Source organism: Saccharibacillus sp. WB 17, assembly GCF_008634075.2.
Taxonomy (GTDB): Bacteria; Bacillota; Bacilli; order Paenibacillales; family Paenibacillaceae; genus Saccharibacillus; species Saccharibacillus brassicae.
Genome location: NZ_VPFK02000021.1, coordinates 1 through 11835 on the forward strand (window position 1 = coordinate 1; position 11835 = coordinate 11835).

At 59.1% G+C, this 11835-nt stretch carries 6 protein-coding genes and 1 pseudogene; 6 read left to right on the top strand and 1 reads right to left on the bottom strand.

Translation table 11 applies throughout. The features are described 5' to 3' along the window. The 5 genes and pseudogenes from FTE24_RS11085 to FTE24_RS23235 form a co-directional block, all read left to right on the top strand. Positions 1–2041, top strand: a 2041-nt coding sequence (locus tag FTE24_RS11085; RefSeq protein ID WP_202111834.1) for a dynamin family protein, incomplete at its 5' end; no start/stop codon positions are given. A 224-nt stretch (positions 2042–2265) separates the two neighbouring features. Next, positions 2266–4683, top strand: coding sequence for a putative bifunctional diguanylate cyclase/phosphodiesterase (locus FTE24_RS11090; RefSeq protein WP_150229615.1), 2418 nt, complete (start codon positions 2266–2268; stop codon positions 4681–4683). A 635-nt stretch (positions 4684–5318) separates the two neighbouring features. After that, positions 5319–6167: a S66 peptidase family protein gene (locus tag FTE24_RS11095; RefSeq protein ID WP_150229613.1), complete on the top strand. Its 849-nt coding sequence runs from the start codon at positions 5319–5321 to the stop codon at positions 6165–6167. Positions 6168–6214: 47 nt separating this feature from the next. Then, positions 6215–7270, top strand: a pseudogene (msrA, locus tag FTE24_RS11100) (peptide-methionine (S)-S-oxide reductase MsrA); the annotation flags it as partial. Positions 7271–7325: 55 nt separating this feature from the next. Continuing rightward, complete coding sequence (locus FTE24_RS23235; RefSeq protein ID WP_150229611.1) at positions 7326–9572, top strand: helix-turn-helix domain-containing protein; 2247 nt, start codon at positions 7326–7328, stop codon at positions 9570–9572. A gap of 106 nt (positions 9573–9678) precedes the next feature. On the opposite strand, the gene FTE24_RS11110 is transcribed toward FTE24_RS23235, so the two are convergent. Next, positions 9679–10566 (bottom strand): carbohydrate ABC transporter permease, encoded by an 888-nt coding sequence (locus tag FTE24_RS11110; protein ID WP_141445840.1) that lies wholly within the window; start codon positions 10564–10566, stop codon positions 9679–9681. A gap of 371 nt (positions 10567–10937) precedes the next feature. Between FTE24_RS11110 and FTE24_RS11115 the strand changes: the two genes are divergently transcribed. Further along, positions 10938–11810, top strand: a complete 873-nt coding sequence (locus FTE24_RS11115) for an ABC transporter permease (RefSeq protein ID WP_150230689.1) — start codon at positions 10938–10940, stop codon at positions 11808–11810. The last annotated feature ends 25 nt before the right edge of the window (positions 11811–11835 follow it).

The following is an 11835-nucleotide window of genomic DNA, read 5'->3' on the forward strand; positions in this document are numbered from 1 at the left end:
GCCGCATGCAGCGCCCGCAGGCCGGGAGACTGCCGGCCTGCACGCGGCGTCTTCGGCCGAAGACGCCGGCGCCGGCGGCCGGCTGGACATCCTGCACGCGGCGGCGGACCGGCTGCGCGAAGCGGCCGAAGTGCTCGCGCCGCTGCCCGCGTTCGCTTCGGCGCTGCGCGCCATGCGCGAACGCGAAGCTTCGCTGCGCGGCGGGCGCTTCACGCTGGCGCTGTTCGGAGCGTTCAGCGCCGGCAAGTCTTCGTTTGCTAATGCGCTGCTCGGAGACGGATTCCTGCCGGTGTCCCCGCATCCGACGACCGCGGCAATCAGCCGGATCATGGCCCCGGAACGGGCCGAAGACCACGGCCGCGCGCTGATCGTCATGAAGACGCGCGAAGAACTGATGGGCGACCTCGCCGACGCCTGCGAACTGCTCGGTCTGGGCGATCCGGCGGCGGGCCACTGGCGCGCCGAAGTGCGCGCGCTGACGCCGGACCGTATCCATCCGTCCGGCCGCGCCCATTACAGCTTCCTGCGCGCCGCGGACGCCGGCTTCGATCTGGCCGAGCCGATGCTCGGCACGGAAAGCCTGGCGGAGCCGGACCAATTCCGCCTGTACGCGGCGGAAGAGAGCCGCGCCTGCTTCGTGAAGCGAATCGATCTGTATATCGATTCGGAATGGACGCGGCAGGGGATCGTGCTGGTCGATACGCCGGGAGCCGATTCGGTGCACGCCCGCCATACGGGCGTCACGTTCGACTATATGAAAAATGCCGACGCGCTCGTCTTCGTCACGTATTACAACCATGCGTTCTCCCGGGCGGACCGCCAGTTTCTGGCGCAGCTCGGCCGCGTCAAAGGCAGCGACAGCGTCGACAAGACGTTCTTTATCGTCAACGCCGCCGACCTGGCCGATTCGGAAGAAGAATGCGGCGGGGTGACGGCGCATCTGGAAGAACGGCTGCGCGGCGAAGGCATCTTGAATCCGCGCATCTATCCGGTGTCGAGCCTGCGCGCGCTGGAGCGCAAGCGCTCCGGCCGGGCGCACTCCGGCGCCGGATCATCCGCCGGCTCGGCCGCCGCTTCGGCGGTCGAAGAGTTCGGCGGAGCGGCATTCGACCGGTTCGAAGCGTTCGAGCGGGAACTGCTGCATTTTGCGGCCGAAGAATTGGCCGGGCTTGCCGCGGCGTCGGCCGATCGCGAGATCGAAGCGTCGCGCGAACGGCTGAACAGCTGGATCGCGGAAGCGGACCTCGGCGCGCAGGAACGGCAGCTGCGGCTTGAGCGGCTGGCGAAAGCGGCGGTCGAAGCACGCGAGATCGCGGGCTTCGCCGGAGCGGCGGACAAAACGCCGGAACTGGTGCGCGAGATCCGCGAGCTGCTGTTCCACGTGCGGCAGCGGATCGAGTTCCGGTTCGGCGACTGGTTCGCCGAAAGCTTCAATCCGGCGCTGCTGCACGCCGGAATCGGCGACCTCAAAGCGTCGTTCCTGGCCTGCGGCCGCGAATTGTCGCGTATGGTCGCCCGCGAAGCGGAGAACGAACTGCTGGCGACCGGCCTGCGGATCGAACGGGCCGGCCAGCGCATGCTGGCGGCGGGACTGAACGATACGCGGGACCGGCTGGCCGGGCTCGGAGCGCCGTTCGACCGGCTTGAACCGGGAGACGGCGGCGCGTGGGAGACGCCTTACGTGTCGGAAGTGCAGCTCAGCGGCGCGCTGGACTGGGCTTCGCTCTGGCCGATGTTCAAAAGCCCCAAAGCGTTTTTCGAGCAGCGGGGCCGGGATGCCGTGCGCGAAGCGGCGTTGGCCACGTTCCGCGAAGCGCTGCAGCACGTCACGGAGAGCCGGCTGCCTGAGTTTGAAGACTTCTACGGCCGGCAGCTGTCGCACAAGCTGGGGACGGAAGCCGAAGCGCTGCTGCGTCAGGCGGAAGAAGCGGCGGACGGCATGCGTCTCTCGCTGTCCGACCAGCCGGATACCGAACGGTGGAAAGCGATGGAGAATCGCTTGAAATACGTATTGGCAGCGCAGCAAAAAGTGAAAGCATGACGTTAGCCGCACAAAAAAGTCTTTTCTTGACCCTCAATTTCCAGTAAGATGTCAGGCATACAAGTACAGGAATATCCTGCGGCTTGTCTGCCTTTTTTTATCAAGAAACTGAGTTTCGAGACTCATATTGGTGGGTAACTTATATGAGAAAAGACTCATTTTTATGGGGATATGGGCGTGGTTGTGCAATATAGTCCTAAGCTATTCAGGCGGGAGAGAAAATCATGAATGACATCTTAGCAATCCTATCGTTGAATTGGGTCTATTTGACAATTTCGCTGCTGGGTTCGATCGCGGCATGCGCCTTGATCGTATACGGCTCGGCATGGAAACAATCGGAACTTCGGACCGTTCGCGTGCGCAAACGCCAGCAAATGGTCATTTTGCTCGGCGCGGCCGCTTTCAGCATTGATCATATCGTGGCGCCGCTGTCGCTTGAACTCGTGGTGAACCGCGACTATTATGCGATCCATTTGATTTTCACCGTGCTCGGCTGCGTGGCCGCGACTTCGCTCGCGATTCGTTACGCGGTGAAGCCGGCCAGCGGCTCGGCCCGTTTTTTCTGGACCGGACTGATCGTTTCGTTCACGATTCTGCTGTTCGATTACGCCAACGTCATGCTGCTGTTCCGCCATTTGGCCGTATGGAATCCGGATCTTGTGGCGATGAACGTGATCCTTACGTTTTGTATCGGCTTTGCCGTCATGCGCCTCGTCACGTTGTCGAGCCGCAATCGGGAGCACGGGCTGAACTCGCGCTGGAACATCCCCGGCATTATTCTGTGCGGGTTTGCGCTGTTCGGCGTTCCGATCCTGTGCGTCCTGTCCGTGCTGCCGCTCGACGTCTACGACCGGGCAGGGGAGATCGGCGAGAACCGCGCGTTCCTCGTGCCTTATCTGTTCATGCTGGCTATCGTCTGCCTGCTGATGGCGTTTCCGGACGATTTCGTGCGCGTGCGCGAAAAGCTGCAAAGCCGCAAGCTGCGCGAGCGCGAGCAGCACTACATTTCCCTGTATGAACACAATCCCGACGGGGTGCTGGAATTCGACGCCCGCGGCGTCGTGACCGGCATGAACGCCCGCGCCGAAGCCATCTCCAAAAAGCTCGGCAAAAAAATGCTCGATACCCGCTTCATCGACCTGTTCGCCGGCGAGCAGAGACGGATCGTCGCCGATCATCTGAAGCTCGTGCTCGGCGGTCGTCCCGGCACGTCCGAGATCGATATGCAGGGCGTGGACGGGCATGTGCAGTCGTATGCGCTGACCTCGCTGCCGATCGTCGTCGACCGGCACGTCGTGGGTGCGTACAGCATCGTCAAAAATATTACGAAACGCAAAAGGGACCAGGAAACGATCCGCCATCTCGCCTACCACGACGAGCTGACCGGATTGTCGAATCGCCGTTCGTTCGAAGTGACGCTTGAGCGGTACACGAATTACGGCGATCAGAGACCGGAACCGTTTACGCTGCTGTTTATCGACCTCGACCGCTTCAAGCGCGTCAACGACTTTTTCGGGCATGCGTTCGGCGATCTCGTTATCAAGCATGCCAGCAAATTGATCAAAGGCTGCATTCCGTCCGACGCTTTTCTCGCCCGGATGGGCGGCGACGAATTCACGGTCATCTTGCCGTCCGTGTACCGCCGTTCGGAAGCGGAGAAATGGGCGGGGCAGATCGTCGAGCGGTTCAACGATCCGTTCGAGATCGGCAAGCACACCGTCAAGCTGTCCGCTTCGGTCGGCATTTCCCGCTATCCGGACGACGGGCTGTCGAGCGAGCTGCTGACCAAATACGCCGATTCCGCCATGTACGACGCGAAGCAGAACGGCAGCGCCCAATACCGGTTTTACGACGCGGCAAGCGACCGGACGAGCCTCGAAGAGATGCGGCTGGAACAGGAACTCGAACTTGCGCTTGAAAAAGACCAGCTTCGGCTGATGTATCAACCGAAATTCGATATCCGCAGCGGGCAGGCGATCGGTTATGAAGCGCTGATCCGCTGGGATCATCCTGTCCACGGCGAAATTTCGCCGCTCCGCTTCATTCCGATGGCGGAGAAAAGCGGCATGATCGTGCCGATCGAGCAATGGGTGCTGCGCACCGCGTGCCTGCAAGCCAAAAGCTGGGAGCGCGAAGGGCTGGGCAAGCTGCCGATTGCGATCAATGTGTCCCAGGTTCACCTGATGAAGCCCGACATTTACGAGAGCATCCTGCGGACGCTGGAAGAGACCGAATTCGATCCGCGGCTGCTGGAACTGGAAATTACCGAAAGCGCGATGATGCACAACGAAGAGCATGTGATCGAGATTCTCGACCAGCTCAAAGCGGCGGGCATCTCCGTCTCGATGGACGATTTCGGCACCGGCTACAGCTCCCTGAGCTATTTGCACAGCCTGCCGATCAGCTGCCTGAAGATCGACCGTTCGTTTATCCGCAAAATCACGACCGACCCGGACAGCAAAGCGATCGCCGAGATGATCATTTCGATGGCCAAGCAGCTCGGTCTGAAGATTATCGCCGAAGGCGTGGAGACGAGCGAGCAGGTCGCGCTGCTGCAGGAGCTGCAATGCTACAACGTGCAGGGCTTCTACTACAGCCGCCCACTGCCGCCCGAACAGGTAGGCCGCACGATCGTGTCCTGATGGACGGTTCCGAGAGGCCGTTTTCGCGTTGTGATCCGCAGTGCCTGAGTGGTTGAGTGGTTGAACGTTTGAATGCTCGAATACCGGAATGCTCCAATGTTCCAATAGACGTATGCCCGAAACCCCGATTCCGCAGACGCGGAGCCGGGGTTTTTTCGTTCCGCATATCGAGTTCGGTACGCAGCCTGTATCGTTTCGTCCGTTTTGTTGAAATAGCTGCGTGAGGACAGTTATTTCGTGATTAATCTCCGCATTTGGCAAAATAACTGCGTGACGACAGTTATTTGTCGGCTGATGTGCGAAATCACCCTTTTTCACGCGAAATAAGTGGATCTACGACGTTATTTGCGATTCCGGCATTGTTTGGACCCGAATAAGTGCGGTAATGTCGTTAATACGTCTTTATCTTGGAGTTTGCCGGATCGGAAAGCAGGTTGGATCTGAAATGGGGTTGTTAGAGTGGATAGGGAGCTGCGGTAGAGATTTTTCAAAAAAATAAAATAAGGTAATGAAAAATTCACAATAAAGAACTATAAAATCAAAAAAAGACCCCAAAAAGGTCCAAGAAGAACCTTCCGACAAAATGGTGTAAAATAAAAGCAGTCACCCTATTCGGACCCAAAGGAGAATGGAACATGTCCTCATTTACGTTCAAGCCCGGCGATACCGTCGCTTTGATGTCCTGCTCGGACGGACTGCCGCCGGAAGATCGCCCGCGGATCGAAGCGCTGACCGGCTGCCTGCAAGCGTTCGGCCTGCAAGTCGAAGAAGCGCGTACGCTTATGCGCACGTCTTCGTTGTTCAGCGGAACGCCGCAGGAGCGGGCGGACGAATTGAACCGGCTGTTTGCCGACGCCCACATCGCGGCGGTCTTCGACGTGTCGGGCGGCGATTCGGCGAACCAGATTTTGCCGCTGCTCGATTACGAACGGATACGCGCCGGAAGCAAGCCGTTGTTTGGGCTGAGCGATTTGTCGTCCGTATTGAACGCGATCGCTGCGCGCAGCGGCATCCGCACGTACCATTACCGGACGATGAATCTGGTCGGCGCTTACGCGGAGCGGCAGCGCGAAGAGTTTTACCGGACTTTTTTCGAAGGGCTGCCGGATTTGTACAATTTCGATTTCGAGTTTTTGCGGGGCGAAGATTTGGACGGCGACGTGGTCGGCGGCAATCTGCGCTGCCTGCTCAAGCTTGCCGGGACGCCGTATTGGCCGGACTTTTCGGGCAAAGTGCTGCTGCTGGAATCGCTCGGCGGCGGCGCGAACCGGATCGTCTCGCTGCTGGCGCAGCTGTCGCAGACCGGCGCGTTCGAGCGCTGCTCGGGTCTGCTGCTCGGTACGTTTACGGAGCTTGAGCGCCGGGGCGAATTCGGCCTCGTCCGCGATTACCTGCTGGAGTTGACGCAGGGAAGCGGCATTCCGATCGTCAGATCGAGCCGGATCGGCCACGGAGAAGACGCCAAATGTATCGTGATCGGCTAAAATAATCGGTTAACCGGGCCGGTCGGCCAACGAGAGGAGGAGCATCCATGAAAAAGGGCGCACGACTGTTTGATTTCGATTTCAAGTTCGGATTCGGCAAAAGAAAATCCGAACCTCCGTTTTCCAAGGAAACTTCGCTTTCCGGTGAAGCCTCGCCTCCGCCGTCATCCGGCCCGGCCTCAGCACCGCCCATCTCCGCCACAGCCGCCCCGCGTCCGCCCGCCTCAGCGGCTCCCGCATCCGGCGATACGGACGCCGCCCCGAATCACTCCGCGCTGGAACTCGCGACGTTTGCCGGGGGCTGCTTCTGGTGCATGGTGTCGCCGTTCGACGAGCTGCCGGGCATCGTGTCGATCGTATCGGGTTATACGGGCGGGCATACCGACAATCCGACGTACGAAGAAGTCGGCCGGGAAACGACCGGCCATGCGGAAGCGGTGCAGATCACGTTCGACCCGCATATTTTCCCGTATACGCGCCTGCTGGAGCTGTTCTGGCAGCAGATCGATCCGACCGATGCCGAAGGCCAATTCCAGGATCGCGGACGTTCGTACCGGGCGGCGATCTTCACGCACAACGAACGCCAGCGGCGCGAAGCGGAAGCTTCCAGGCGGGCGCTGGGGCGAAGCGGGCGGTTCAAAAGCAAAATCGTGACCGAGATCGCCGACGCTGGCCGCTTCTATCCGGCCGAAGCGGAACATCAGGATTATTACAAGCATCGGTTCGGCCATTACCGGCTGTACCGGCAGCATTCCGGGCGCGACGCTTTTCTGCGCGAACATTGGGATACGGAACGCGACCGCGAGAAGCTGCGCGGCAAGCTGAGCGCCGTCCAGTACGAAGTGATCGTCCGTGGAGGAATGGAGTCGCCTTACGACAACGCGTACTGGAACGAGACGCGGCCGGGCCTCTACGTCGATATGCTCAGCGGCGATCTCCTGTTCGATTCGGCGGACCGGTACGACGCCGGCGACGGCTGGCCCGCGTTCTCCCAAGCAGCCGACAGCCATCTGGTGCGCCGCGAAGCGGATCTGGGCGGCGGGGAAGTGCGGACCGCGCTGGTCAGCCGCCTCACGGGCGCGCGCCTCGGCTATTTGCTCTACGACGGACCGGGCGAAGGCAAGCTGCATTACCGCGTCAATTCCGCGGCGCTGCGNTATGAAAAAGGGAAAAATGTTCTACAAAACGTTTATTCCGATTCTTCTGCTGGGCGTCGCCCTGGCCGTCAGCTTCGGCATCTACACCTATGTCCAGCTCGTGCGTTCCGTGATCGACAGCGTAGCCGAAGAAAAGCAAAATTCCATTACCCAGACCAAAAACAACCTGGAACAAAAAATCCGCACTATTGAATACGCTTTCAATACATACAGTACGACCAGTTCGTTCGGCGAAGTCGTCGACAAGCCGATTACGGAGCGCGATTTTCTCGCTTACCGCGAAGTGAATACGCAGTTGAACTATATCGCCACGATGGGACTCGAAGGCGCAGAGTATACGCTGATCAGCCTCAACCGGGACTGGCGCATCTCGAACGGAAAGCTGTCGCATCTCGGCGCCGAAGAGAAACAGAAGCTGTACACCGATTATATCGATAATCGGGAGAAAGGGCTGTTCTGGATCAAGACGGAATCGGGCATCCGGTTCGTCAATACGCTGCCCGCTTTTTCCCGGAACAAGGAAGCGATCGCGCTGTCGGACCTCTCGCTCGGCACGCTCGACCGGACGATCCGGACCGAGGACGGCGCCCGCATCTTTATTTTGAACAAGCAGGGCGATCTGATGTACGATACGCAGTCCGGCGAACCGGATATGGGCCAAGGCGAACAGGCGCGGCTCGCGGAAGCGGCGGCAGGCGGTCAGCACGCTGCGGGCATGCTGGACTGGAAGCCGGGCGGCGCGGCGAAGTCCCAGCTGATCTACTCGCGTTCCGCCTACAACAACTGGACCTATTTTACCGTGCTGGATCAACAAGAAATCGCCGGCGCACTGCAGACGACGCGGTTCGGCCTGATCGCCATGGAACTTGCGCTGATCCTGCTTATTACGGTCGTCGCCTACGTCATCGCGGGCCGCTTCACGAAGCCGATTCTGCAAATTACCGGCAGCCTGCCCGCCCACGGTTCGCTTTCGGGCAAAAACGAGATCGACTGGATCTTGTCTTCGATCAACCGGCTGCTGAGCGAAAAGCAGAGTCTGGAGACGCTGATCGAAGCCGAGCAGCCGCAGCTGGAGACGCAGTTCGTGCTCAATCTGTTCCGCAGCCGTATCTCCGCCGGGGAACTTGACCATCAGCTCAAGCGGCTCGGTTACGAAGGAGGCATCGATCGGCAGTACGTGACGATGCTCGTCCAGCTCGACAACGTGGGCAAGCGCGAGACGCCCGACCGGGACGTGCTGCTGCTGGCCGTCAACAAGATCGCCGAAGAGCTGATTCCGGCGCGCAGCCGGATGCTGCCGGTCATTTTGAACGACGATACGCAGGCGACGATCCTCATGTTCGACGGCGCCGACGAGGGAGAGATTCGCCGCGGCGTGCTGGAGTACGCCAAGCAGGTCGTGCGCGCGGTCAAAGAGTATCTCAAGCTGTCCGTCAGCGTCGGAATCAGCAGTCCGTATCCCAAGCTGCTCAAGAGCCGCGAAGCGTGCGAGATGGGCAAGCAGGCGCTGCATCAGCGGTTGAACCTCGGCAAGGAATCGATTATTTTCTACGCGGATATCGCGAGCGTCGTGCCGGGTCCGGTGCTGCTGCATTATCCGGCGGAGCTGGAATCGAAGCTGTTCGACGCGATCCGGCTCGGCGACGAAGAGAAAATGTCGGCGGCGCTCTACCCGCTGTTGGCCGAATTCATGAAGAAAAGCCGCAATTCGATGAATCTGGAAGTGATGCTGATCCGCCTGGTGAACAATCTGATCCAGCTGGAACAGCTGCTCGGGATCGAAGTGCTGCTGACGGCGGACAACCACGCGCTGTACCATCGCCTGCTGAGTATTCGCAACCCGGAAGAAGTGGAGCGGATTTTGGTGGAGCAGGTCATTTTCCCGATGGTGCGCAGCATGGAGAAGAAGACGAACGAGCAGTTCCGCTGCCTGTCGGAGACGATCGCCGGCATCGTGCGCGACGAATACGACCGGGAGCTGTCGCTGGACCAGATCGGGGAGCGCCTGCATTACAACCCGAATTACCTCAGCAGCATTTTCAAAAAAGAATTCGGTACGACGTTCAGCGACTATCTCATGAGCTATCGGCTCGATATGGCGAAGAAATGGCTGACCGAGACCGACCAGACGGTCAAAGAGATCGCCGAACGGCTCCAATACCAGAATCCGCAAAACTTTATCCGCTCGTTCCGCAAAAAAGAACAGGTCACGCCGGGCGTCTACCGCAAGCTGAGGCAGAATATGTGACGGCGCGGCGGCCTTTTTTACCCGTATCCGTACCCCGAACACAAACGCAAAAAGGCCCCGTGCTCTGTGTGTCCACAGCGGCACGGGGCCTGCGTTTGCGTCGGAATCAGCCTTTGACCGCTCCGAGCAGCGCGCCTTTGGTAAAATGCTTCTGCACGAACGGGTAGGCGATCAGCATCGGGACGGTGGCGACGACGATGACGGCCATTTTGATCGTCTGCGCGGGCGGGATGACGTCGACCGACGTGCCTTCCGCCTGCATGCCGCTCGACACGATAACGATCTGGCGCAGCAGCACCTGGATCGGCCATTTGTTGGAGTCGGTCAGGTACAAGATGGCGGTCATGTACGTATTCCAGTAGGTGACGGCGTAGAACAGCGAGATCGTCGCGATCGAAGGCAGGGCGAGCGGGAGCATGATTTTGAAAAAGATGCCGAGGTCGTTGCTGCCGTCGATCTTCGCGGATTCTTCCAGTTCGTCGGGCAGCGCCTGAAAAAAGTTGCGCATGATGATCAGGTTGAACGCGTTGACGGCGACCGGGAGAATGAGGGACCAGTAGGAATCGATCAGGCCGACGCCTTTGACGACGAGGAAAGTCGGAATCATGCCGCCGCTGAACAGCATCGAGAACACGACGACGAAGTTGATCACGTTGCGTCCTCTCAAGTAGCGGCGCGACAGCCCGTACGCCATCAGCGCGGTCAGCGCCATGCTGACGACCGTGCCGACGACCGTCACGCCGATCGAGACGCCGAGTCCTTTGAAAATGGTCGGGGTGGACAGGATGTAGCGGTAAGCGTCGAGCGAGAACGTCGTCGGGAACAAAATGAAGCGGTTGGACACGACTTCCTGGGTGGAAGCGAACGAACTGGCGATCACGTTAATGAAGGGCAGCAGACAGATCAGCGCGATCAGCGTCAGCACCGTATAGTTCGCGATATTGAACAACCGGCTGCCGAGCGTTTGCTTGCGTTTCGAAGAAGTATGCTCCATCTTGTGAACCTCCTTGAGTGGACTGGAATGCCTATTTCCACCCTAACAGCGGCTCCGCATTCCGTATATAATCCGCGGATCAGGAGATCGGGGGTATGGCCGGAATCCGGCGGATAATCATCAGCCCCGCACATAATCATCAGCTGAGTTCCGAACAGCGGAAAAGGCGCAGCCACGCGGTTTTGCAAGCGCTACCACGAGATGATTATATACGGAATGCCGACCGCGGCTTACGCTTGGGAAGCAATCGGAATTCAAAGCGAAAGCGAGGTTGGCAAACGATGACCAAGCCGGTGAACGTGTCCGATACGTCCCTGCTGAAGCTGGACGGTCGGACGGTGCGCAAAAGCCGTTTCGGGCTGCGCAAGCACATGCTGCTGTATTTGATGATCCTGCCCGGTTTTATGTATTTTGTCGTATTCAAGTATTTTCCGATGGGAGGTCTGGTGATCGCTTTCCAGGATTACCAGCCGTATCAAGGCATTCTCGGCAGTCCCTGGGTCGGCTTCAAGCATTTTACCCGGCTGTTTACCGAAACGACCTTTTTCATGCTGCTGCGCAATACGCTCGTCTTGTTCGCGCTCAATATCGTTTTCTTTTTCCCGCTGCCGATTCTGCTCGCGCTTATGCTGAACGAAGTGCGGCACAAATTTTTCAAAGGCGCGATCCAGACGATCATCTATATCCCGCATTTTATGTCGTGGGTCATCATCGTCTCTATTACTTACGTGTTCATGACGGTGGACGGCGGCGTGCTCAACGAGCTGCTGTCTTCGGTCGGGCTGCCCAAGATCAGCTTCCTGACGTCGCCCGAATGGCTGCGCACCGTGTACATCGGACAGATTATCTGGAAAGAACTCGGCTGGTCGACGATCATCTATCTGGCCGCGATTACCGTCGTCGATACCCAACTGTACGAAGCGGCGGAGATGGACGGAGCCGGACGGCTGCGCAAAACGTGGCATGTAACGCTGCCCGCTATCCGTCCGGTCATCATCACGCTGCTCATTCTCAAGATCGGCAGCACGCTTGACCTCGGGTTCGAGCATATGTACCTGCTGCTCAATTCCCTCAACCGCGAAGTGGCGGAAATTTTCGATACGTACATCTACACCGCGGGACTCAAAAACGGCCAGCTCAGCTACAGCACGACGGTCGGCCTGTTCAAAGGGTTGGTCGGTCTGGTGCTGGTCATGCTGTCCAACCGCCTCGCCAAAAAGATGGGGGAAGACGGCGTCTATTGACCCGCTTGCCTGTCCGCCGCGTTCA

Excerpts from the sequence above, each read along its gene's own strand:
- FTE24_RS11115 (WP_150230689.1), top strand. The coding sequence starts at position 10,938 with ATGCTGCTGTATTTGATGATCCTGCCCGGTTTTATGTATTTTGTCGTA.
- FTE24_RS11090 (WP_150229615.1), top strand. The coding sequence starts at position 2,266 with ATGAATGACATCTTAGCAATCCTATCGTTGAATTGGGTCTATTTGACA.
- FTE24_RS11095 (WP_150229613.1), top strand. The coding sequence starts at position 5,319 with ATGTCCTCATTTACGTTCAAGCCCGGCGATACCGTCGCTTTGATGTCC.
- FTE24_RS23235 (WP_150229611.1), top strand. The coding sequence starts at position 7,326 with ATGAAAAAGGGAAAAATGTTCTACAAAACGTTTATTCCGATTCTTCTG.
- FTE24_RS11110 (WP_141445840.1), bottom strand. The coding sequence starts at position 10,566 with ATGGAGCATACTTCTTCGAAACGCAAGCAAACGCTCGGCAGCCGGTTG.